16 protein-coding genes are annotated in these 23664 nt (G+C 56.6%); 9 read left to right on the plus strand and 7 right to left on the minus strand.

The genetic code is table 11. The features are described from left to right. Window positions 1–3817 (plus strand): type I secretion C-terminal target domain-containing protein (locus BLW01_RS18875; RefSeq protein ID WP_092569394.1); only part of this gene is annotated, 3817 nt, incomplete at its 5' end. Window positions 3818–3919: 102 nt separating this feature from the next. Beyond that, entirely contained in the window at window positions 3920–4255 is a 336-nt protein-coding gene (locus BLW01_RS10065) for a tryptophan synthase subunit beta like protein (protein WP_092569395.1), read from the plus strand. 6 nt (window positions 4256–4261) lie between these two features. Here BLW01_RS10065 and BLW01_RS10070 read toward each other — a convergent pair whose 3' ends face one another. The 5 genes from BLW01_RS10070 to BLW01_RS10090 all read right to left on the minus strand — a co-directional run bounded on the left by BLW01_RS10070 (window position 4262) and on the right by BLW01_RS10090 (window position 10418). Beyond that, window positions 4262–6166, minus strand: a complete 1905-nt coding sequence (locus BLW01_RS10070) for an EAL domain-containing protein (protein WP_092569396.1) — start codon at window positions 6164–6166, stop codon at window positions 4262–4264. A 69-nt stretch (window positions 6167–6235) separates the two neighbouring features. Continuing rightward, window positions 6236–6943 carry a transglutaminase-like cysteine peptidase gene (locus BLW01_RS10075; protein ID WP_092569397.1) on the minus strand — a complete coding sequence of 236 codons (708 nt, stop codon included), beginning with the start codon at window positions 6941–6943 and terminating at the stop codon, window positions 6236–6238. Window positions 6944–7013: 70 nt separating this feature from the next. Continuing rightward, window positions 7014–8192, minus strand: coding sequence for a cation diffusion facilitator family transporter (locus BLW01_RS10080; RefSeq protein WP_092569398.1), 1179 nt, complete (start codon window positions 8190–8192; stop codon window positions 7014–7016). Between the two features lie 107 nt (window positions 8193–8299). Then, window positions 8300–9451 carry a 1-acyl-sn-glycerol-3-phosphate acyltransferase gene (locus BLW01_RS10085; RefSeq protein ID WP_092569399.1) on the minus strand — a complete coding sequence of 384 codons (1152 nt, stop codon included), beginning with the start codon at window positions 9449–9451 and terminating at the stop codon, window positions 8300–8302. A gap of 22 nt (window positions 9452–9473) precedes the next feature. Then, window positions 9474–10418, minus strand: a complete 945-nt coding sequence (locus BLW01_RS10090) for a recombination-associated protein RdgC (protein WP_092569400.1) — start codon at window positions 10416–10418, stop codon at window positions 9474–9476. A gap of 195 nt (window positions 10419–10613) precedes the next feature. On the opposite strand from BLW01_RS10090, the gene gyrA reads away from it, so the two are divergent. The 6 genes from gyrA to rpsA all read left to right on the plus strand — a co-directional run bounded on the left by gyrA (window position 10614) and on the right by rpsA (window position 20551). Further along, window positions 10614–13307 (plus strand): DNA gyrase subunit A, encoded by a 2694-nt coding sequence (gyrA, locus tag BLW01_RS10095; RefSeq protein WP_092569401.1) that lies wholly within the window; start codon window positions 10614–10616, stop codon window positions 13305–13307. 88 nt (window positions 13308–13395) lie between these two features. Continuing rightward, window positions 13396–14496 (plus strand): 3-phosphoserine/phosphohydroxythreonine transaminase, encoded by a 1101-nt coding sequence (gene serC, locus BLW01_RS10100; RefSeq protein ID WP_092569402.1) that lies wholly within the window; start codon window positions 13396–13398, stop codon window positions 14494–14496. Window positions 14497–14601: 105 nt separating this feature from the next. Beyond that, window positions 14602–15693, plus strand: coding sequence for a prephenate dehydratase (gene pheA / locus BLW01_RS10105; protein WP_092569403.1), 1092 nt, complete (start codon window positions 14602–14604; stop codon window positions 15691–15693). Window positions 15694–15746: 53 nt separating this feature from the next. Next, on the plus strand, window positions 15747–17984 hold the full coding sequence (locus BLW01_RS10110; RefSeq protein ID WP_092569404.1) for a bifunctional prephenate dehydrogenase/3-phosphoshikimate 1-carboxyvinyltransferase: 2238 nt from the start codon (window positions 15747–15749) through the stop codon (window positions 17982–17984). Next, window positions 17981–18688 carry a (d)CMP kinase gene (cmk, locus tag BLW01_RS10115; protein ID WP_092569405.1) on the plus strand — a complete coding sequence of 236 codons (708 nt, stop codon included), beginning with the start codon at window positions 17981–17983 and terminating at the stop codon, window positions 18686–18688. The genes BLW01_RS10110 and cmk overlap by 4 nt, the downstream gene beginning before the upstream one ends. Window positions 18689–18871: 183 nt before the next feature. Continuing rightward, window positions 18872–20551: a 30S ribosomal protein S1 gene (rpsA, locus tag BLW01_RS10120; RefSeq protein ID WP_092569406.1), complete on the plus strand. Its 1680-nt coding sequence runs from the start codon at window positions 18872–18874 to the stop codon at window positions 20549–20551. A gap of 69 nt (window positions 20552–20620) precedes the next feature. Here the strand turns inward: rpsA and bioA are convergent, their stop codons facing one another. Next, complete coding sequence (gene bioA / locus BLW01_RS10125) at window positions 20621–21889, minus strand: adenosylmethionine--8-amino-7-oxononanoate transaminase (RefSeq protein WP_092569407.1); 1269 nt, start codon at window positions 21887–21889, stop codon at window positions 20621–20623. Window positions 21890–22168: 279 nt separating this feature from the next. On the opposite strand from bioA, the gene BLW01_RS10130 reads away from it, so the two are divergent. Continuing rightward, window positions 22169–22552: a histone-like nucleoid-structuring protein, MvaT/MvaU family gene (locus tag BLW01_RS10130; protein ID WP_092569408.1), complete on the plus strand. Its 384-nt coding sequence runs from the start codon at window positions 22169–22171 to the stop codon at window positions 22550–22552. 59 nt (window positions 22553–22611) lie between these two features. On the opposite strand, the gene BLW01_RS10135 is transcribed toward BLW01_RS10130, so the two are convergent. Next, a complete protein-coding gene (locus tag BLW01_RS10135; protein WP_092569409.1) occupies window positions 22612–23457 on the minus strand; it encodes a helix-turn-helix domain-containing protein in 846 nt (281 codons plus the stop codon). Between the last annotated feature and the right edge of the window lie 207 nt (window positions 23458–23664).

The following is a 23664-nucleotide window of genomic DNA, read 5'->3' on the forward strand; positions in this document are numbered from 1 at the left end:
CGACTTCGCCTTCGGTGACCCCGCCAATCTGACGGTTGACGGCCTGGACGGTGACCTGAACTGGACGACCGATGGCGACGGCAACCTGGTCGGCAGCCTGGACGGCGACGACGTGCTCAAGCTGAGCCTGAACGGCGGCCCGATCGGCGCCCAGACCAGCGGCACGGTGACGGTCACCGCCGAGTTGCTCGATGCGCTGCCGCACGATGCGAACGTCGACGAGCTGACCATCGGCGGACTCGAAGTGATCGCCAGCGAAGCGGACGGCGACCGTGCCAGCGGCACGGTGGACGTCACCGTCACGGACGCCCAGCCCGAGAACACTCTGGGCGGTGATAAGGAAGCCACCGAAGGCGGCGTGGCGATCGACGGCACCTGGAGCGAGGAAGCCGGCGCCGACGGCGTGGGCAGCACCACGGTCGAGTTCGGCGGCGAGAGCTACGCGCTGGATGAAGCCATCGACACCGGCAGCGGCGAGTTGACGGTCAACAGCGGTGGCACCTGGAGCTTCGTGCCTGGCACCAACGCCGAGAATACCGGCTTCGACTTCGAGCTGGTCACGCTGGACAACGACGGTGACGAGGCACGTGCCACGCACACCGTCGCGGTAGACGACGGCGCCGGTCCGACGCCGGGCGACAGCGACGGCGACGGCAAGACGCTCAGCCTCAACCTGGCCGATACCGCCACGGAAGATGGCGCCACCGACAGCACCGACGGCGAGCTTGCCTTTACCGCCGGCAGTGACGACATCACCGAGTTCGCCTTCGGCGACCCCGCCAACCTGACGGTCGACGGCCTGGACGGTGAGCTGGACTGGACGGCCGACGGCGACGGCAACCTGGTCGGCAGCCTGGACGGCGACGACGTGCTCAAGCTGAGCCTGAACGGCGGCCCGATCGGCGCGCAGACCAGCGGCACGGTGACGGTCACCGCCGAGCTGCTCGATGCGCTGCCGCACGATGCGAACGTCGACGAGCTGACCATCGACGGTCTCGAAGTGATCGCCAGCGAGGCAGACGGCGACGATGCCACCGGCATGGTCGACATGACCGTGAGTGACGCGCTGCCTGATGCCACTGATGACTCCGCTGATGTTGTAGCGGGAGAGTCTATTAGCGGCAATGTGCTGAACAATGATACGGCCGTTGAGCAACCAACTTCAGTGACCGGCGTTTCGCATGAGTCGGCTGGTGCCGTCTCCTTCGACAACCCCGACGATGTCAAAAATGATGGGAATGGCGATTACATCGAGCTGGAAACCGATCATGGCACACTGACATTGTACCAGGATGGCGATTACCAATATTCTGCTAATCCGATAGAGTCAACGGTGACGGTGCCAAATAATTCATTGGAAGATTGGCAAGGCGCCTTGTCAGGTGTTTATGGGTTCATGGGAGCACCACTGGATGGACAAGGAAAGCTTGATATCTCTCAGTTGACATCTGCAGCTGAAGATGACGTCAAGTTTAACAATGGCTCCAAGAAAGGGCTCGGTGTTGATATTTCCCAGTCAGGTGTGATCGATGACGGTGAAAATCTCGTCATGGCCCTTAATGGCCCTGCTTCTAGTGCAGTAGTCAGCATCGGCCAGTTCAATGCGAATCAAACTGAAACGGGTCAATGGCAAGCATTTGATAGTGACGGAAACCTTGTCGGTTCAGGAACATTCGAAGGTGAGACCAATAATGGTAAACCGTTCTCGGTGGATATTGATACCGATGAACCCTTCAGCTATCTCAGCTTTGGACTCGATACGGGATCAAACTCCAATCAGGGATATGTCGTTAATGGGTTGAGTTATTCTGCCTACCAAGGGGCGGCGGAAGATAACTTTACCTATACGATGAGAGATGAAGATGGTGATTTAGATGATGCAGAACTGAATTTTGGTATTGACAACGAGGGGGATATTCCTGATCCCGAACCGCCGGTACCGGACGAACTGCTTGTGGATGGAAATTCCAGTAGTTCTGGCCTGGAAACGGCTGGTGGTAACGACGTGCTGGTGGGTGATATCGGTGGCAAGAAAACCAATATCACTCCTGGACAAGACTATAATGTGTCGTTGATAGTCGACTCGTCCGGCAGCATTGAGAATCAACTTTCGCTTTTGAAAGATTCCCTCAATAAACTGGCCGGCCAGCTCGTCAATCATGATGGTTCTGTCAATCTTCAGTTGGTCAGTTTTGCGAAGAATGCTGATACAGAGCTAACCCTGGATGACATCACTAATGTCGATAATGCCTTGAGCACTATTGAATCGGCAATTGCTGATCTGGGCGCCGATGGCGGCACCAACTACGAGGCGGCATTCCGAGAAGCCAAAGAATGGTTCGATGGACAAGAGAACGGCTATGAGAACCTGACGTACTTCCTGACGGATGGTGATCCCACTTATCATCTTAATGAATGGGGTGATCCGACCAACGATGGGAATGGTTCACAGACGAGTCAGGCGAACTTGCAGAATGCCCTTGATGCCTTTGGGCCCTTGTCAGATATTAGTACCGTCCATGGCATTGGGCTTGATATCTATGATAACGGAAATGTCAACGAAGACTACTTGAGGTATTTTGACAATACGGACCCCAATGGACAGGCGACTGTTGACTTTGGCTCGACGACAGAAACGACTCTTGCCGATTTCCACGGTGGTGATGATCCTATCGATGGTGAGGAGAGCTGGACTGTCATTAACGGAGGTGGCTCTGTTGATCGGAATGGATGGGGAAACTATCTGGAGTTAGATTCGGACGGCAGTTCCGTCACTGCTCGCAGCGATTCCTTTTCTATAAGTGAGGACGGAGGATCTATTGGCCTGCAATATGCAGTAGATGATTATTATCAGGATGATGACTTTTCCTGGTCGCTTGAGAAGTTATCCGAAGGTTCTTGGAGCGAAGTCGAAAATGGTCAGCTTAATAGCTGGCAGAGTTATCGAACGATAGGTTCAGATTTGGGAGCTGGGGACTATCGTCTGGTATTTTCTGTTGAAGATAATAGCTGGGGGTGGAGTGATGCCAAGCTGGAACTCCACGATATCGAGCTGTCGATTCCTGATCGAGTCACCGGAGATATCGGTCAGCCATCCGTCATAATGTCTGCCGAAGAACTCGACAATGTCCTCGAGGGAGGCAGTACGGAAGAGGTGCCCGTCGATGTCGGTGATGACGAGTTAATTGGCGGAGACGGTGATGACATCCTCTTCGGCGACACGGTAGAGCATCCCGATCATGAGGGAGAGGGCTTCCAGGGCATTCTGGATGAGCTCGAGGCTCAGAATGGTCAGGCGCCGACGGATGATGAAGTATTGACCTTCCTTCAGGATAACCATGAGTCGTTGCATGTACCGGCTGATCAAGGTGGCGACGATACTCTGGATGCGGGTGCCGGTAACGATATTCTGTATGGCGGTGCCGGTAACGACACCCTCTACGGCGGTGCCGGTAACGATGATCTCTATGGCGGGCTCGGCGCCGATACCTTCGCCTGGGAACTGGGCGATGAGGGAACCGAGAATGAGCCGGCCGAGGATACCGTCAAGGACTTCAATGCTTCCGGTGAGGATGAGGGAGACAAGCTGGATCTCTCCGAGTTGCTGCAGGATCGGGAGGAGAGCGATGAGCTCTCCGACTTCCTGCAGGCCTCGCAGAACGAGGACGGCGATACCGTGCTCCATGTCAGTACCAGTGGCAATCTGAGCCAGGATGGCGAAGGGGCCGATCAAACGGTCACACTGGATGGAGTGTCCTATAATGAGGATGTCATACAGAACATGATCGATGAGGGACAGTTGAAGATCGATCAGTAAGTTCTGCCAAGCCTTTTGAGGCTCATGTGCGCCGTATCCGGTTAGCGCCGGATACGGCGTTCTTGTAGGATGCGGAAATGGAAAAGGCTCAGGAGGCGAGCAATGTTCGTCAAGCGTGATGAACAGGGGACGATCGTGATGGTGTGTCGCGAGGCGAGTCCCGAGTGTCGGGAATTTGTGGAATCGGATTCACCGGAGTTGTCGGCATTTCTTGGTCGGGAGACCGCGCCTGAAGAACTGCATGAACTGCGACAATCGGATCTCGAGTTCGTGCGGGTGCTGGAGGATGTGATCGAGATCCTGATGGATAAGGGCGTGATCAGCTTTACCGACCTGCCTGACGCCGCCAGAGAGAAGCTGATGGCCCGCCAGTCAATGCGTCAGCGGGCCAATAGCGTGGGTCTCCTGGGGGATGACGGCGACGACGGTGTCATCTGAGACCGGTTAGTCTGATAGCCGGATACCCGGGCCGGTCATACCGTCGAAGCCGAGCTCGAGCAGGGTCGTATGTTCAGCGTCGGTTTCGACACCTTCTGCGATGATCTTGATACCGATGGAGTGGCAGAGCGTAGCCATGCCTCGCAGTATGGATTGTTGATCGACGCTGTCATCCACGTTGTTCACCAGTGATGCATCGATCTTGAGATAGCTCAACCCGACATCATGTAGTTGAGCGATTTTGGAGAACTCCGGCCCGACGTGTTCCAGTCCCATGCGGCAGCCGAAACGTTCCAATTCCCGGCACAGCGAACGGAAGCTCTCCAGATGATGGACCGCCATGATTTCCGGCACTTCGAACCAGAGATGCGGGGCGGCTTCGGGGGCGGCCTGTAACCGGGCTTTTAATGCGCTGATGAATGCCGGATCATTGGCGGCACGTGGTGAGATGTTGAGTGCGACAGGTGTCGTATTCTCGGCGACGGTCCGCAAGGCGGTGTCCACTACGGCCAGGTCCATGTCACTGTTCATTCCCAGGCGTGAAATCCACGGCATGAAGACACCGGCGGGTTGCCATTTGTCGCACAGCCTCAGCCGTGAGGGCGCTTCGTAGTGGAGGAGCCCGCCCTGGTTGTCCAGAACCGGATAACGGGCCAGGGACACGCCGTCATGAATTGCCTGAACGAGCGCTGCTCGCCACTCGTCATGGGTTTGGAACAGAACGGCTTCGCCTTCGCCCCTGTCGAGGATGACCGCTCGGTCACCTTGACTTTCAGCACGAGCGAGTTCGCCGTCGAGGGCGCTGAGCACTTGAGCACGCGTTTCGTGCTGGTGGTATATGCGTATCGCCATGGGCAGTGCAATGCGCAAGGGCTGGCCGTCCAGATGCGCATGCAGTTTGTCGGTGAGTCGTGCTGAGAGCGCTTCGAGGTCGTCTTCACCGGGAAGTAGCAAGGCAAAATCGCTTCCGTTAAGCCGGCCGACCTGGCCATTGTCGACGCTTCTGGCGATTTGCTGGAGTTCGCGGGTGAGTTCGGCCAACAGTTTGTCGGTGGCCGACCGCCCTAGTTGTTCGTTGAGTTCGGCAAGTTGAGCGACACGAATGATGGCGATACAGCCCATCGTATTGTCGTCTTCACGCTTGAGCGCTGTGTCGAGCAGACGCATGAAGTGATCGCGATTGACGGCGCCGGTGATGCTGTCGTGCTGCAGGCGACGCCTCAATTGTTCAAGCTTGTCGCCTTCTTGACTGAGCATGCTGCTGACACTGGCGGAGAGTTGGTTCATGGCTTCCACCACGTCGCGCAACTCCCGCGTCTTGGGTAATCGGGATGTCGTGAAACGCCGACGACCGATTTCCCGGGCCTGATCAATAACGGCTTGCAGGGGGCGTCGAATGGTATGGACGATCCACCAGGCCAGCAGGCCGCTGACGATGGCCGCGAGTCCGAACCAGCCAAGCAGTTGTAATGTGCTACGCCAGAGAGAGCGGTAGGCATAGCTGTGTTGCGTTTCGACTTCGATAGTGGCGTATTGCTGCCAACCATCCTGAATGACGGCTTCGCCGGCAGGGATCGAGAAGCGTGTCAGGTCGACGAACCAACCGGGAACTTCATCGATGGTTTCATCGGCTTCTCGCGCTTCCATGATGTCGCCATCCGTATCGCGTAGCTCGATACGCCGATAGTGTCCTGTGTCGAACTGGGCGGCAATCAGCAATTCCATTTCCGTCGGATCCTTGCTGAGCTGGCTCATCGACAGGGCAAGCGCATTGGCATTGTCGGCATTCTTGATACTGACCTCTTGTTCGAGCGCTTGTTTGGTCGTGGTGATCGCGATGAACAGGCTTCCGCCAAAGGCGATCAGCAAGAGCACCAGTATGGTCAGCCATAACTGCTTGATAAGCGACATGTCAGCGTTCTCCCTGCAAGCCGACGGTCGGCCGTCGAAATATTGAATGATTGTTCGGTATACCGATGATCATAAGAACCCTTGCTCCTCCATGCGTGCCAGCACGCGTCGCCAGCGCGACAATCGTGCTACCGGATCGGCTTTCGATGTCGTCGAACTACCCGTCCACAGGCCTTCACTGTTGAAGCTGAAGACAGGGTCGAGGTCGGTGCGCTGGCTGGCGGGAACGATGCTTGGCTGAAGATTATCCAGAATACGGGGCTCGGCACTGGGCGTTTCATAATACCCCAGCACCATGTGCGCAATGGTTTCGTCGCTGCGTCCCGGGCGGGCCTTGACATAGATCATGCGCAGCTTGGCGACCGGTACTCCCAGTTGAACGAGCGTAATGTACTTGGCGATGGAATAATCTTCACAGTCGCCCCGGCCTTCGCCCAAGGTTTCCAGTGGTGTCGCCCAATAGTCCTTCTGGCCCCAGATATCGATGTCGTCGACCCATTTGACACGCCGGTTGAAGAAGTCGTTGACTTCACGTAACTGGGTGTCCAGATCGCTATTCGACAAGCGATCGAGCAACGCCAACCACTCCTCGATGACATCGAGGCCGCTCGAGCCATACTGGGCTCGCATGGACTCACGTAGCCGTGACGGATCCATGCTGCCCGTTGCCGGTATGGCGTGAACGCCAACGGCACAGGCGAGGACGGTTCCGCCCAACGTCGCAAGGAAACGGCGTCGGTCAGGGCGAAAGGAACTGACGAGTCGGGAATTGGCCATGCATGGATTTGCGCCGGTAGCGCATGAGTTCCCTGATACTGGTGGTGATTATCGTATTACGGGTAATGTATCAGTAGGTGCTATTCCCTTGCCATAGCCGAAGTTGGCCGAGCCAACCCAGATCCCTGGCGGCTTCCTGCAGTTCGTCAGCCATGCCGTCCAGCGATTGACCATTGGTGGAAAGGGAGTCCGGTATGTACAGCGAGAGTTCGATCCGATCGTCCAGATAGTGCAGTCCCAGATCAATACGTTGCTGCCAGGCGGGTAGGTGCCCCCAGCGGGCTTCCAGCGCCACTTCGACATCATCACGAAGCGGCAGGCCGGGGCGCTGCTCGATGTCCGGGACATCCGAATCGTCTTCAGGATCGATGTGGAAGGTGACGTCGGTCAGCCGCGGGAAGGCGTCATGCAGATCCCTGTGTGCCTGGTTGCCGACTTCATGTGCTTCGGAAACGGAAATGCGAGGTGACACCACGAGGTGCATATCGAGCAGGACGCGACCACCGATCGTGCGTGTCCGCATTTCATGTACGCTTTCGACTCCCGGGACGCTGGTGACGGTTTCCTGCATGCGGTGTTGCTGTTCAACCGGGAGGGCGGTATCGACGAGTTCATGCCCCGCATCCCAGAGCAGATCCCAACCGATCTTGCCGACCAGCAGTCCGACGATGATGGCGGCGACACCATCCAGCCAACCGATACCGAATTGCGCGCCCACCAAGCCGATCAGCACGACGATGCTGGAAAGGGCATCGGAGCGGGAGTGCCAGGCGTTGGCTTCGAGCAGCCGGGAGCGCACACGCTTCGCCACTCGCAAGGTATAGTGGAATATCCACTCCTTGAGGACTAATGCAATCAAGGACAGCAGGATGGCCCACTGTCCGGGGGCGGGAATCGGTGTACCGGCCATGAGTCGTGACAGACTGGCCCAGGCGATACCCCCTGCCACGAAGATCAATACGCTACCCAGCCACAGTGTCGCCAGTGTTTCGATACGTCCATGGCCGTAGGGGTGGTTGTGGTCCGGCGCCTGGCGACCGAAATGGGTGGCCACGAGAACCATGGCGTCGGTGATCAGGTCGGAGAACGAGTGAATGCCGTCGGCAATGAGGGCGGCGGAACCGACGATGATGCCGGTGATGACCTTGGCTATGCCCAGTGCTGCATCGATGATAGCGCCCACCAGCGTGACGCGATGCGCTTCACGTGTGTGGGCGGGGCTGAGCCGATGTGCACTGAAACTTCCCATCTAGGGGGTTCCTCGACCGTGACACTGAAGTGGTTGAAAACCTGGATAGTCTAATTCAAGAAACCATCCATCGAAATACTTGAGTGTATTGCAAAGGTATTTGCTCCTCAACGTTCCAGTCGCCCGGCTCGATGGAGAGCTGGATTGGCATATTGTGCCAGCCACCACTCCCGCAAATGCGTCGGCACGTCGGCCAGGTGTTTGGAAAAGCGCGCCCTGTCGGCTTCGCTGACCTCACTGAGGTCGACCAGATCCGGTGCCAGGCCACTGGCCTCGAGTGCCAGTTGATGGCTAGGGAAGAGCTTGTAACCCTCCAATATCTGTCGGTCGATGGCGGCGGCCACGGCATCGGGCGTATCCGCATCGGTTTCCAGGGGCGTGCCGAAGGTCAACTGGATGCGGCCCTTGTCACCGGTGATGCCGGCGACGATGGAGAGGATATCCTCGAACTCCACCTTTTGGTAGCGGCCTTCCGCATGCATGGCGTATAGCTCCCGCGCTTTCTGGAGAGCGCAGGGATCATATTCGTAGCTGATGGAAACCGGGACGATACGCAATTCGGCAATGGCATCATTCAGACCGGCATGGCGGTCGGACTGGCGTCGGGCCATGGTCAGCATCTTGACGATAGCCGGGTCGGTGCGATCGATACCGTCCTTGGCGCGGCCTTCACGCTGGGCCATCCATATCGAGTGATTGTCCTCGACGATCGAGTGCCGGATATAGCGTGACAGCGTCTGGTAGGCGACCAGCATCTCACGCTTGCCCTTGGCCGAGCGTGGTACGATGAAGCTTTTGTTAAGGCGCATCAGGTCGGTGACATAAGGCTTTTGCAGCAAGTTGTCACCGATGGCAATGCGCACGGTATTACGCCCTGAAAGGTACAGCGCATAGTTGACGAATGCCGGATCGAGAGCGATATCGCGGTGGTTGCTGATGAACAGATACGCACTGTCGGCGGACAAGTTTTCGACACCCCTGACGTCAAAGGCATCGGTACTGGTGCGAATCATGCGCGCCATGTAATCGGCGATCCGCAACTGGAAGGCCCGTATGCTATCGACACCGCGCATTTCTCGACGAACTGCCATGCTACCGACGGCTCTGGCCAAGCGAGGTGCGTATCGGGCCAATCTGGGGAGCTTGTACTGCGTCAGGGCATCGAGCAGCTCGGTATCATGGGCAAGTCGTGACAGGACATCTGCCACTTCGTCGTCGCGGTACGGTCGAATGTCGTCGAAACTGTTGGTTGGCGTCATGGACGGTGATGTTGAAGTCACGTTATGAAGTCACGCTAGCGGTGTCTTGTTGGGATTCCGGGGTGGCCTCTCCTCCGAGCCAATCGAGCAATCGTTCGGTAGTATCGGCCAGCGTCTGTGCCATCAGGATGAAGTCGGTTTCCAGTCGTTGGATAGCATCATCGCCATCGTCGCTTTGTGAAGCCTCCTCGATCACTGAATCCGCGAATCGGAGTGACTTGAGTGCCAGATCGTCGTGAAGCATCAGTGATACCCGCTCATCGACTTCGATGGCCAGTCGTGTCGCCTGACGATCCCCAGACAATAAGGTCGTTATCTCCTCGCTGTCGAGATCGACACGCCGAGCACGGAGCACGCCTTCATCGCTGGGTGTCTGCAGTTCGACCTGATCCCCCAGAGCAAGGTCATCAGGGCGACTGGTCGGGTCATGCAGCCATTCCGTCATGGCACGAATGGGCAGGGTCTTCGTTGCCAATGGCGTGACCTTGAGGCTTCCCAATGTCTGTCGTAGTAGATCCAACACCTCTTCGGCACGTTTGGCGCTACTGGCATTGATGCCGATCAGGTCGCGCTGGGTATCCCACCACAAGTCGATGCGTTGGCTACGGACGAAGGCCTGCGGTAACAGATCCTCATAGACCTGTTCCTTGATGGCTTGTTTTTCCTTGCGGGGCAAAGGGCCGCCTTCGGCGCGTTCGCGTTCATCAACGCGCTCTTCGACGGCTTCCCGAACAATACTGGCGGGCAGCAGTCGCTCCTGTCGCTGGGCCGACAAAAGGCGATGGCCCTGCACTTCGTGGCAGAATCGTGTGCTGTTGCGTCCGCCCGGCGTCCCCCAACCGAGACGGCGAGCATCGTTGTCGCCAAGAGGGCGCGCGGCCTGCTCGGCCAGCACATCCTCGAGCGTGGTCAGCGGGACCACCGGGGCGTCATGCAGGCGATACAAATGCAAGTGCTTGAACCACATGGACTGTCTCGGTCGAAAAAATGAACGCATATTATGGCGAAAGGCAGCGTCAGGTGCTAGGGCTGCGCATTTTCGACCCTGGTCGCGGCTGCCTTTGCCAGTCAGTGAGTGATACAATCGGTGTTTTCCGTTGCGAGATGCATCAACGCATCGTCGTAGCGCCGACCTGTTGCAGTGCAAAGGATTTGACGACCCATGGGTGACATCGCCAGAGAGATTCTGCCAGTCAATATCGAGGACGAACTCAAGCAATCGTACCTCGATTACGCGATGAGCGTGATCATCGGCCGGGCACTGCCCGATGTACGCGATGGCCTGAAGCCGGTGCATCGGCGCGTATTGTTCGCCATGCATGAACTGGGCAATGACTGGAACAAGCCTTACAAGAAATCCGCGCGCGTGGTCGGTGACGTTATCGGTAAATACCACCCACATGGTGATAGCGCGGTATATGACACCATCGTGCGGATGGCGCAGGATTTCTCGATGCGCCATGTGCTGGTCGATGGACAGGGGAACTTCGGTTCCATCGACGGCGACAACGCCGCAGCGATGCGTTACACCGAGGTGCGGATGGCCAAGCTCGCCCATGAGCTGCTTTCCGATCTGGAAAAGGACACGGTTGACTGGGTCGATAACTACGATGGCACCGAGCGCATCCCGGAAGTCTTGCCGACCCGGATTCCCAACCTGCTGATCAATGGGTCGTCCGGTATCGCAGTCGGTATGGCGACCAACATTCCGCCGCATAACATGCGCGAGATCATCGAAGCCTGTCTGGCACTGATCAACGATTCCACGTTGTCAGTCGATGACCTGATGGAGTACGTGCCGGGGCCGGATTTTCCCACGGGCGGCATCATCAATGGCCGTGCCGGTATACTGGATGCTTACCGTACCGGTCGCGGGCGAATCTATGTGCGAGCTCGGCACACCATCGAGCATGATGAGAAAACCGGCCGTGACCATATCATCATCGACGAGTTGCCGTATCAGGTGAACAAAGCGCGCTTGATCGAGAAGATCGCCGAACTCGTCAAGGACAAACGCATTGACGGTATTGCCGAGTTGCGTGATGAATCCGACAAGGAAGGCTTGCGCGTGGTGATCGAGGTCAAGCGCGGCGAATCGGGCGATGTCGTCGTGAACAACCTGTTCGCTCAGACCCAGCTCCAGAACGTCTTCGGTATCAATATGGTGGCGCTCGACGAGGGGCAGCCGAAGACGCTCAACCTCAAGGACATGCTCGAGGCGTTCATTCGCCACCGTCGCGAGGTCGTTACGCGACGCACTCTCCATGAATTGCGGAAAGCACGTGAGCGAGGACACATTCTTGAAGGGTTGGCGGTCGCGATTTCCAACATCGATGAAGTGATCGATCTGATCAAGGCGTCGCCATCGGCATCCGAGGCCAAGGAAAAATTGCTCGCCAGAAGCTGGCAGCCCGGACAGGTCACTGACATGCTTGAACGTGCCGGTGCCTACTCATGCAAGCCGGAAGACCTGGATGAGGGCTACGGTCTCGATGATTCGACTCGGGAATACTGGTTGTCACCTGCCCAGGCACAGGCCATTCTTGAACTTCGGCTGCATCGTTTGACGGGTCTGGAGACCGAGAAACTTCTCAATGAGTATCTCGGTATTCTCGAAAAAATTGCCGAGTTGACCGATATCCTGGCCTCGGCTGATCGCTTGCTGCAGGTCATCCGTGAAGAACTGGAAGCCGTCCGTGACCAGTACGGCGATACGCGTCGGACCGAGATTCAGGCTAGCCATCTGGACCTCAGTATCGAAGATCTGATCGCTGAAGAAGACATGGTCGTTACCATCTCGCGCAGTGGTTATGCCAAGACGCAGCCCTTGTCCGATTATCAGGCGCAACGCCGCGGCGGTCGCGGCAAGTCGGCGACCAGCATGAAGGACGAAGATGTCATCGAGCATCTGCTGGTGGCATCGACACATGACACCGTGCTGCTGTTCTCCAATCGCGGTAAGGTCTACTGGCTCAAGGTCTACGAAATGCCGACTGCCAGTCGAGGGTCGCGTGGCAAGCCGATGGTCAACTTGCTGCCGCTGGATGAGGACGAGTCGATCTCGGCGATGCTACCGGTTCGTGAGTACCATCAGGATAGCTACATCTTCTTTGCGACGGCGCGGGGAACCGTCAAGCGGACCTCGCTTGATCAGTTCTCGCGTCCCCGCAGCGTCGGATTGATTGCGATCGATCTCGAAGACGACGATCGTCTGGTGGGGGCCGCGATCACCTCCGGTACCGATCATGCCATGCTGCTCTCATCCAATGGCAAGGCGATCCGCTTCGATGAATCGAAGGTTCGAGCGATGGGCAGGACGGCGCGTGGCGTGCGAGGAATGCGCCTGCAGGGCAATGCCGAAGTCATCAGTCTGATCATCCCGAAATCGCGCAACATCGATGCCGAAGCCGACGTCGACGAGGATGTGGATGGCAATGTTGTCTCCGAGGGCGGGAATGGCGAACAGGTCTACATCCTCACCGCCTCGGAGAATGGCTATGGCAAACGCACGCGACTGGAAGAGTTTCCGCTACGAGGCCGAGGTGGTCAGGGCGTGATCGCGATGCAGACCAGTGAACGCAATGGGGCTCTGGTCGCTGCCATGCAGGTGTATGCAAGCGATGAAATGATGCTCATCACCGATCGAGGCACCTTGGTCCGTACGCGGGTCGATGAAGTGTCGGTCACGTCACGGAATACCCAGGGCGTCATGTTGATCCGCCTCGGCAATGAGGAGCGATTGGTCAAGACCGTGCGCATCGATGAACCCGAAGAGGATGAAGAGAACGCGGATACCGCGGACGCAGATCTCTCCGAGAGTCGCGATGACGAAAGCGACGACGCATCGAAGGAGTAGGAGCGCCTTCAGGCGCCCGGCGGCAGTCGCCAGGGCAGGATCAGGAGCGGATCATAACGCAACGACAAGAGGATCGGGATTCACACTCATGACACGTCACTATAATTTCTGTGCCGGCCCGGCGGCATTGCCGGAAGCCGTGCTCGAACGCGCTCAAGACGAATTGCTTGATTACCAGGGACGCGGCCTGTCGGTCATGGAAATGAGTCATCGCAGCCCCGAGTTCGTGGCCATTGCCGAGCGTGCCGAACAGGATTTGCGTGACCTGCTATCCGTGCCGGATGACTATCGGGTACTGTTCCTGCAGGGGGGCGCTACCATGCAGTTTGCCATGGTGCCCTACAATTTGCTGGGACAAGGCGGAACACCCAATTATCTGCACACCGGTATCTGGGCCAAGAAAGCGATTGCTGAGGCCGAGCATCTGGGCGGGGCCCATATTGCCGCGTCCAGTGAAGCCAACCGCTTGACCGCTGTGCCGCGTCCGGATGATATCGACCTCTCTGATGATGCGGCGTATCTGCACTATACGGCCAATGAAACGATCGGCGGACTGGCATTCGATTATGTGCCGAAGATGGCGTCCCCGCAGGGGGGCGGTTTGCCGATCGTCTGCGACATGTCGTCTTCGATTCTCTCCGGACCGATTGATGTCAGCGATTATGGTGTGATCTACGCAGGTGCGCAAAAGAATATCGGGCCTGCCGGCCTGACGGTGGTGATCGTGCATGAAGACCTGTTGGGACGGGGGCGAAGCGATATGCCAGGCCTGTTCAGTTATCGCGCGCTGGCCGAGGCAGGATCGATGATCAATACGCCGCCTACCTACGCCTGGTATCTGGCTGGGCTTGTCTTCCAGTGGTTGAAGGAGGATGTGGGCGGCCTGGCAGCAATGGAGACCATCAATCGCCGCAAAGCCGATAAGCTTTATGCCGCTATCGATGGCAGCGATTTTTATACCAACCCCATCGCCCCGTTGAACCGGTCGCTCATGAACATTCCCTTTGTGCTGGCCGATGACGGATTGAATCAATCCTTTCTCGATGAGGCCGAGGCAGTCGGCCTTCTCAATCTCAAGGGGCACCGCAGTGTCGGTGGCATGCGTGCCAGCCTCTATAATGCCGTTCCTGAGAAGGCGGTCGATACACTGATAGATTTCATGACGGATTTTGAAAGACGAAGAGGCTGATTCTCTCGGCGAGCCGGCAGCGATAAACTGTCAGTCAAACCCCGCCTCGGGTTGGATTAAGAGCAGCATGACGGCTTTCAAGCATCTTGCATCAGGGGAAAACGAATGAGCGACACCCCCAATAATCTTGATGAGTTGCGCCAGCGTATCGATCAGCTGGATGACAATATCCTGCGCCTGATCAGTGATCGTGCCCGCTGTGCCAAACAGGTGGCCGATATCAAGACCAAGGATGATCCCGGTACGGTCTTCTATCGGCCGGAGCGGGAAGCCCAGGTCTTGCGACGGATCATGGCGCTCAACGACGGGCCGTTGGACGATGAGGAAATGGCCCGCTTGTTCCGGGAAATCATGTCCGCCTGTCTGGCTTTGGAACAACCGGTCAAAGTGGCTTATCTCGGCCCCGAGGGCACGTTTACGCAACAGGCCGCGCTCAAGCATTTCGGCCATAGTGCCGTCAGTATGCCGATGGCCGCTATTGATGATGTGTTTCGCGAGGTCGAAGCCGGTGCCGCCAATTACGGTGTCGTTCCTGTCGAAAACTCCACCGAAGGGGTCGTCAACCACACCCTGGACTCGTTCATGGATTCCGCCATGCAAATCGATGGGGAAGTCGTGCTGCGAATCCACCATCATCTGTTGGTGTCCAGTAATACGCTCAAGGACAAGGTGTCGCGGATCTATTCACATCCGCAATCCTTTGCGCAATGCCGCAAATGGCTCGATGCCCATTATCCCCACGCGGAACGTGTGGCGGTAGCCTCCAATGCCGAGGCAGCGAAGCTGGTCAAGACCGAATGGCATAGTGCCGCCATTGCCGGTGATATGGCGGCCAGACTGTATGGTCTGGAGAAGATAGCAGAGAAGATCGAGGATAGTCCCGATAATTCGACGCGTTTCCTGATCATCGGTAACCATAATGTTCCCATGTCCGGGGAAGACAAGACCTCTATCGTGGTTGCCATGCGCAATCAGCCGGGCGCCTTGCATGAGCTGCTGGAGCCGTTTCACCGCCATCAGATCGACTTGACCCGGCTGGAGACACGCCCATCGCGTACCGGTGTGTGGAATTACGTCTTCTTCATCGATTTCAAGGGGCATCGGGATGAGCCTGAGGTGGCCGCCGTGCTGGAAGAGGTACGACTGCGTTCGGCCGAGCTCAAGGTCCTGGGTTCGTATCCCATGGGTGTGTTGTGACAATGGGGACATCGGCGCCATCGGAAACTGGTGGGGAGCGTGAGCAGGGGATAATGCCTCTGCGCGAATCACGTATTCTCATCGTTGGGCTCGGTTTGATTGGTGGGTCGTTGGCGGCAGCGCTCAAGCAGTACGGATTTCCCGGTGAGATACTGGCGTGTGACCGCGATAGCTGCGAAATTGAACGCGGGATCTCGATGGGCATCATCGATCAAGGTGATACTGATCTCGAAGCCCTATTGCCTGGTTGCACGATGATCGTACTGGCCGTTCCTGTCATGGCCATGGAGGCGGTACTTGAGCGACTTGCCCGCGCGGGTGATGGCAAGGCCGTGATTACTGATGTGGGGAGTACCAAGAAGGCGATCCGTGATGCAGCCGAGCGGACATTTGGTGGTTTGCCCACGCGCTTCGTTCCGGGTCACCCGATTGCCGGTTCGGAGAAAACCGGGGTGACGGCCGCTGATGCGGGCTTGTTTCGACATCACAAGGTCATTCTTACCCCTGACGATGCGACGGAGGCCGAAGCAATCGGTCGCGTGCAGGCCCTGTGGACCTGTTGCGGTGCTGAGGTGGTGGCAATGGGGATCGATCATCATGATGAGGTCCTGGCCCGAACCAGCCATCTGCCCCACTTGTTGGCGTTCTCGTTGGTGGACACGCTGGCACGAGGCGATGAGCGGCTGGAAATTTTTCGGTATGCCGCCGGCGGGTTTCGGGATTTCACCCGTATCGCCGGCAGTGATCCCGTCATGTGGCGGGATATCTTTACCGCCAATCGTGATGCCGTGCTTGCCGCCCTGGACGATTTCGAGGAGGGGTTGGGCAGACTTCGTGACGCCATCGCGATGGGCGATGGCGATGCGATGCTGGCCACCTTCGATAGAGCCAGTCATGCCCGGCGTTATTTCGATACGCTCATGAAGCAGACCAGTTATCAAGTGGGTTATCAGACCATGGAACATAAGAAACGTCATTATCGAGTCGCTCCCGGAGGCCATGCCACTGGACATATCCGCGTGCCCGGTGATAAGTCGGTCTCGCACCGTTCAATCATGCTGGGCGCTTTGGCCGAGGGAGTTTCCGAAGTGACGGGATTCCTCGAAGGGGAGGATAGCCTGGCTACGTTGCAGGCCTTTCGCGAAATGGGGGTGGCGATCGAGGGACCTCATCAGGGGCGCGTGACGATTCATGGTGTCGGCATGCACGGTCTGAAGGCGCCTGCCGGAGCGATTTATGTCGGCAATTCCGGAACGGCCATGCGGTTGTTTGCTGGGCTGCTGGCGGGGCAGGCCTTCGATACCGAGTTGACCGGTGATGCGTCATTGACCAAACGACCCATGGACCGGGTGGCCGATCCGCTACGTCAGATGGGCGCGGTGATCGAGACCGCAGAAGGAGGTCGTCCCCCGTTGACGATTCGTGGCGGCCAATCTCTCCAGGGCATTGACTACGATATGCCTATGGCCAGTGCGCAGGTCAAGTCCTGCCTCCTGTTGGCAGGGATGTATGCACAGGGGGAAACCCGGGTTCGAGAACCCGCGCCGACTCGTGACCACACGGAACGTATGCTCAATGGCTTTGGCTACCCGGTACAGCGAGACGGTGATACATGCTGGTTGCGTGGGGGCGGAAGGCTCACGGCGGGGCCGATTGATGTTCCCTCCGATATTTCGTCGGCAGCTTTTTTCCTGGTTGCGGCAGTGATAACGCCTGGAGCGGATTTGACGCTCGAGCATGTCGGCGTCAATCCCACCCGTATCGGCGTCATCAATATACTGCAGGCGATGGGAGCTGACCTGGCGTTGCTCAATCCGCATGAAGTCGGTGGTGAGCCGGTCGCCGACATTCGCGTTCGTTATGCGCCTCTCAAGGGCATCGATATCCCGGTTGACCAAGTGCCGCTGGCGATCGATGAGTTTCCGGCGTTATTCATTGCCGCTGCCAATGCCGAAGGGACCACCCGGCTTCGTGGCGCTGAGGAGTTGCGAGTCAAGGAATCCGACCGGATCAAAGCAATGGCGGATGGTTTGAGCGTTCTGGGTGTCGAAAACCGTGTCCATGACGATGGCATCGATATCATTGGCTGCACGAACCAGGGACCTGCCTATGGGGGCGGTCATGTCGACAGCCTGGGAGACCACCGGATCGCGATGGCATTCACGATTGCCGGATTGCGGGCCGCCGACGAGATTCTCATCGATGATTGCACCAACGTCGCGACTTCGTTCCCCGGTTTCGTCGAGCTGGTCAATCGTATCGGAATGCAAGTTACCGAGGAGGCCTCATGAACGATGTCTCTTTCGCTGACACTGTTCCGGTCGTGACTGTCGATGGTCCTGGAGGTGCAGGAAAAGGCACCATCAGTCGCCTGGTCGCCGAGCGTCTGGGGTGGCATTTGCTGGATTCCGGAGCGCTTTATCGTCTCACGGCATTGGCCGCATTACGGCATGGTATCGCCGTTGATGATATGGATTCTCTGACCCGGCTTGCGGTCGAGCTTGATGTGGCTTTCTTGGTCGATCAGGGAGAGCCGCGGATATTGCTTGAAGGCGATGATGTCACGACGACCATTCGAACCGAGGATGTCGGGAATCTGGCGTCACAAGTTGCCGCCTTGCCCGAGGTGCGACGCGCATTGCTGCAGAGGCAGCGCGATTTTCGGGTAATGCCTGGGCTGGTGGCTGATGGCCGTGATATGGGAACGGTGGTCTTTCCCGACGCGCCTCTAAAGGTTTTCCTGACGGCAAGTGCTGAAGAACGTGCGCGACGGCGCTACCTCCAGTTGCAGGAATCTGGTGAAAATGCTAGTCTTCCGAGTCTTTTAAGAGAAATTCAGGAACGTGACGCGCGAGATACTCAGCGCAGTGTTGCGCCTCTCGAGCCCGCTGACGATGCGGTCGAGTTGGACACCACGGACCTGACGATACCGGAAGTCGTGGATCAGTTGACGGCTTATCTTGTCCAACGGGGCATGATGCCGGATACTCGATGATCACTTGCGGAGGCTTCGGTCAGACGTCATGACGTGATTGGGCACCCCTAGCTTTGGAAGCCGAGAGCCCGATCAGGTCGAACCAGCGACAACGTCCCCGAAGAGTGTGGAGTAGGCCCGTGCTTGCTGGTGGTGCGGAGAACAGCGGTAACCCGCTATTAACGTTGATCACGTAGGAACATCATGAGCGAAAGCTTTGCTGAGTTGTTTGAACAGTCGCTTCAGGACATCAACATGGAGCCGGGCGCCATCGTCATGGCGACGGTCGTCGACATTGAGGGTGACTGGATCACTGTCAATGCTGGATTGAAGTCTGAAGGTCAGATTCCCGCGGCCCAATTCCGCGACGAGAATGGTGAATTGACCATTGGCGTCGGCGATGAAGTCAAGGTCGCTCTCGAAGCGGTGGAAGACGGCTTCGGTGAAACGCGCCTGTCGCGCGAGAAAGCCAAGCGCGCCGAGGCTTGGAAAGGTCTGGAAGCGGCCTTCGAGAAAGAAGAGATTGTCAAGGGCGTGATCAACGGCAAGGTCAAGGGCGGCTTTACCGTCGATGTCGACTCCATCCGCGCTTTCCTGCCGGGCTCCCTGGTCGATGTGCGCCCGGTTCGCGATACCGCGCACCTTGAAAACAAGGAACTGGACTTCAAGGTCATCAAACTGGATCCCAAGCGCAACAACGTGGTCGTTTCACGTCGCGCGGTTCTGGAAGCCGAGAACAGTGCCGAGCGTGACGCGCTGTTGGCGACACTCCAGGAAGGTCAGCAGATCAAGGGTATCGTCAAGAACCTCACCGATTACGGTGCCTTTGTCGATTTGGGTGGGGTCGATGGCTTGCTCCATATCACCGATATGGCCTGGAAGCGTATCAAGCACCCGTCCGAGATCGTTTCGGTAGGCGACGAAATCAACGTCAAGGTGTTGAAGTTCGATCGTGAACGCAACCGTGTCTCGCTGGGACTCAAGCAGCTCGGCGAGGACCCATGGGTCAATATCAAGAACCGGTATCCGGAAGGTACTCGGGTCATGGCTCAGGTCACCAATCTGACCGATTACGGCTGCTTTGCCGAGATCGAGGAAGGGGTCGAAGGGCTGGTCCACGTCTCCGAAATGGATTGGACCAACAAGAACATCCACCCCTCCAAGGTCGTTCAGATCGGTGATGACGTCGAAGTCATGGTGCTGGATATCGACGAAGAGCGTCGTCGTATCTCTCTGGGTATCAAGCAGTGCACTACCAATCCCTGGGAAGACTTCAGCGCTCGCTACAACAAGGGTGACCGCGTTACGGGCACCATTAAGTCGATTACCGATTTCGGTATCTTTATCGGTCTGGAAGGTGGCATCGACGGCTTGGTCCATCTGTCCGATATCTCCTGGACCGAGACCGGCGAGGAGGCCGTACGCGAGTTCAAGAAGGGTGATGAAGCCGAAGCGGTCATTCTCTCCATCGATCCGGAGCGTGAGCGTATTTCGCTCGGTATCAAGCAGCTTGAAACCGATCCGGTATCCGAATTCCTGGCTGTCAATGACAAGGGCTCTATCGTCACAGGCCGTGTCGTTGAAGTTGATGCCAAGGAAGCGAGTGTCGAATTGGCGACCGATGTCATTGCGACATTGAAAGCGTCCGAGATCAGCGCTGATCGTGTCGAAGACGCACGCAATGTGCTGAGCGAAGGTGATACCGTCGAGGCACGCATCATCAGCGTGGATCGCAAGAATCGCCAGATCAGCCTGTCCATCAAGGCCAAGGACCAGGATGAGACTCGCCGCAACATGAGCAAGTTACGCGAGCAATCCGAGACAGAAAGCGATGGTCCGACCACCATTGGCGACCTGATCAAGCAGCAAATGGATCAGGACTGATCGTCATTATTCGACAAGTCACCTGACTGTTAAAAAGCGCCGCCCCCCAACGAGGCGGCGCTTTTTCTGTCATGCACCGAACCACCCTTTCATGACGTCTGTGATACGACGCAACTCGTCTGGAGTCGTGATATAGGCGGGCATAGTGTAGAGCCATCGTCCGAACGGACGGATCCATACGCCTTGTTGACGGGCATACTCCTTAACCCCTTGCAGCACCGCCGGATCATCGACCTCGATGACTGCCGTCGCGCCCAGCACGCGAATATCTTCGATATTCGGATGAGCGGACCAGTTGCCAGTATCATCCAGGAGTTCCTGACGAAGAATACCGTTCAGGGTGGCGATCTTGCCGAGATAATCTTCCTCCTCGAATATGGCGAGACTTTCCAGGGCAACACGGCACGCCAAGGGATTGCCCATGAAGGTTGGGCCATGCATGAATGCATGCTCGTCGTCAGCGCTCAGAAAAGCGTCATACACGTGACTTGTGGCAAGTGTGGCGGCGTGCCCCAGGTATCCTCCAGTCAACCCTTTGGACAGAACCATGATATCGGGAGTCACATTGGCGTGATCGGCGGCGAACCATTGACCGGTTCGGCCGAAGCCCGTGGCCACTTCATCGAAAACGAGTAATACGTTGAACTCATCGCAAAGCTCCCTGGCAGCTTGTACATAATAGGGAGATGTCATATTGAGTCCGCCTGCCGCCTGCAGCAGGGGTTCCATCAACAGTGCCGCGATCTCGTGGTGATGCGCTTCCAGTACCTCTCGAAGTGCCTGTATGTCCGATGATGCCTCGCTCGCTGAGGCATTGAATGGGGCGGTCGGGGCTGGCGCAAAATGGTGTTGAGGGAGAAAGCCTGCAAATAGGGAATGCATGCCTTCTTCTGGGTCACAGACAGCCATACAGCCCGTTGTATCTCCATGATAGGCACGCATCAATGACAACATGCGATATTTATCAGGCCTGCCTCGTTGGACCTGGTACTGCACAGCCATTTTCATGGCGACTTCCATGCCAACAGAGCCACTATCGGAAAAGAATACGTGATTGAGTCCTGCCGGCGTGACACGAACCAGTTCATCAGCCAGCCGAGAGGCGGGGTCATGTGTCAAACCACCAAGCATGACGTGGCAGAGCTCGTCGGCTTGCGATTGGATGGCCTTTACGAGCCTGGGGTGGCGGTAGCCATGAATCATGCACCACCAGGAGCAAGTTGCATCCAGTAAATGCTCTTCGTTGGCAAGGGTGAAATAAGGGCCCTCTCCCCCGATCACCTCCGGCGCTGGGGGTTGTGTCTGCATTTGTGAATAGGGGTGCCATAGTGAAGACATAGCGGCGTCTCTTTGTTAACCCTTGTGGTTATTTAAGGTTAACATCTGTGGAGAAATGGGAACAGAGACGGGTAATGATACAGTCAGTGTATAATCGGCTTAACAGATAACGGCAGCCGTAACAGAGCGGCTCTATGTTATAGTTTTATTAAATTCATGATATGGCGAAATAGATATAAACTTGATAGGATCGCTATAATTATTGACCTCTTGGCAGGAAGCCTTTATAAGGTTGATAATAATGACGCATCCCGTACTGAATCTAAAAGGAAAAGTTAAATGTCATTACTTAGTACCTATCTGCAGCAGGAACAGAAGCTAAAGGAGCTGAGTGAACAGCTTGAAAAGCTTCAGAACGATCCGCGACTCAAGGCAGAACTTGAATTCAAGGAAAAGCTTGAATCCTTGATGTCCGAATTCAACAAGAGTGCAGCGGATGTCATCGAACTGCTGGATCCGCAATCGGCCGCCAAATCAACTGCCAAGTCAGCATCCGGTGGGGCCGGCGGTACTCGCCGTAAGCGCAAGTTGAAGATTTACAAGAACCCTCATACTGGTGAGGTCGTGGAAACCCGCGGCGGTAACCAGAAGACCTTGAAGGCCTGGAAGGATGAATATGGTAACGATACCGTCGAATCCTGGTTGGTCCGTGTAGAGCAGTAAACCACTTGCACCATCGCGTTTTAGAACGCTCGACCGCTCCATCTAGGGAGCGGTCGGTATCAGCGGTCATGATCGACAAGTGGTAAGCGTAGTTCGATCATGGTCCCGTTCTGTCTTTCACAGCCAGCTTTTGCGTTCTTATATACCCACTGTAGATGAATCGGCAATCCGCTGATGCTTTCCTTGTTATCCAGCAGGTTGGTTACCAATAGATGTGTCAAAGCATCTTTGCATTGATCAGGATGGTCTATGCTGACCGACGCATAGCGACAAAGTGGCAAGGATAGCTTGCGGAAAGGGAGAGGAGGGGCCATATCCTCTGCTGTACGAGGGTCAATGGTGACTCCCAGATCGGTGCGTTGTAATTGCGCTGTCATAGGGTGGCCGTGGATGAGTGCCACAGGTGCATTCTGCCTCAGTCGCTCCGGCAGTTTGTCAAGACAATCTGCCATGGGCCACTGCGGTAAGGACTTGAACACGTCCTTATCCTCATAAAGTCGCGTCACAATGGCTTGCAATCCTTGAGTGCGCTGTATAGCAACCGGATAATCTTGCATGATTGCCCGATAGTGAGCTTTCAGCGTCCTATGTTGCTCTTGACGGTATTTTCTCGGTGATATTCGAAAACGTTTGAAGAAGGTGCGCGAAAACGCCGAGTGGTTGCGATAACCGCATTGTTGCGCGATTCGATTAATATTGCGTTGACTGAACGCCAGGAACATGGCTGCCTGAGCCAGTCGCAGTTGTTCTCGGTAAACACTTGGCGACGCACCAAAGTAACGTTTGAAGTTACGTCTGACTTGTGAGACCGAATAGCCCAGGCGTTCAGCCAGGTCATCGATTCCTTCCCGAGATTCCAGTCGCTCCTGGAGCCATATCTCGGCACGTATCATATCGTTAAGCATTATCGGGCCCCTAGGTCACATCTCATCAAGGTGTTAACCGGTTACACCTTCGAACTCTCAGGGCTTGTGTTCATTGTAGTAGTGCTCCCTGCCATCCCCTTAATTACGGGTTGACGAGAGCTAAGGCAAGTTTGGGTGATCGCAATGAGCGTTTTAGCACATTTTGGAGATGGAGGACGTGGCAAGCGTCGTGGTGAGAAAACAAAA

Origin of the sequence: Aidingimonas halophila (genome assembly GCF_900106955.1) — a bacterium.
In the GTDB taxonomy this organism is placed as follows: Bacteria; Pseudomonadota; Gammaproteobacteria; order Pseudomonadales; family Halomonadaceae; genus Aidingimonas; species Aidingimonas halophila.

Bases quoted from the DNA above. Each gene is read 5' to 3' on its own strand.
- BLW01_RS10065 (WP_092569395.1), top strand. From the start codon at position 3,920: ATGTTCGTCAAGCGTGATGAACAGGGGACGATCGTGATGGTGTGTCGC.
- BLW01_RS10070 (WP_092569396.1), bottom strand. From the start codon at position 6,166: ATGTCGCTTATCAAGCAGTTATGGCTGACCATACTGGTGCTCTTGCTG.
- BLW01_RS10075 (WP_092569397.1), bottom strand. From the start codon at position 6,943: ATGGCCAATTCCCGACTCGTCAGTTCCTTTCGCCCTGACCGACGCCGT.
- BLW01_RS10080 (WP_092569398.1), bottom strand. From the start codon at position 8,192: ATGGGAAGTTTCAGTGCACATCGGCTCAGCCCCGCCCACACACGTGAA.
- BLW01_RS10085 (WP_092569399.1), bottom strand. From the start codon at position 9,451: ATGACGCCAACCAACAGTTTCGACGACATTCGACCGTACCGCGACGAC.
- BLW01_RS10090 (WP_092569400.1), bottom strand. From the start codon at position 10,418: ATGTGGTTCAAGCACTTGCATTTGTATCGCCTGCATGACGCCCCGGTG.
- gyrA (WP_092569401.1), top strand. From the start codon at position 10,614: ATGGGTGACATCGCCAGAGAGATTCTGCCAGTCAATATCGAGGACGAA.
- serC (WP_092569402.1), top strand. From the start codon at position 13,396: ATGACACGTCACTATAATTTCTGTGCCGGCCCGGCGGCATTGCCGGAA.
- pheA (WP_092569403.1), top strand. From the start codon at position 14,602: ATGAGCGACACCCCCAATAATCTTGATGAGTTGCGCCAGCGTATCGAT.
- BLW01_RS10110 (WP_092569404.1), top strand. From the start codon at position 15,747: ATGCCTCTGCGCGAATCACGTATTCTCATCGTTGGGCTCGGTTTGATT.
- cmk (WP_092569405.1), top strand. From the start codon at position 17,981: ATGAACGATGTCTCTTTCGCTGACACTGTTCCGGTCGTGACTGTCGAT.
- rpsA (WP_092569406.1), top strand. From the start codon at position 18,872: ATGAGCGAAAGCTTTGCTGAGTTGTTTGAACAGTCGCTTCAGGACATC.
- bioA (WP_092569407.1), bottom strand. From the start codon at position 21,889: ATGTCTTCACTATGGCACCCCTATTCACAAATGCAGACACAACCCCCA.
- BLW01_RS10130 (WP_092569408.1), top strand. From the start codon at position 22,169: ATGTCATTACTTAGTACCTATCTGCAGCAGGAACAGAAGCTAAAGGAG.
- BLW01_RS10135 (WP_092569409.1), bottom strand. From the start codon at position 23,457: ATGCTTAACGATATGATACGTGCCGAGATATGGCTCCAGGAGCGACTG.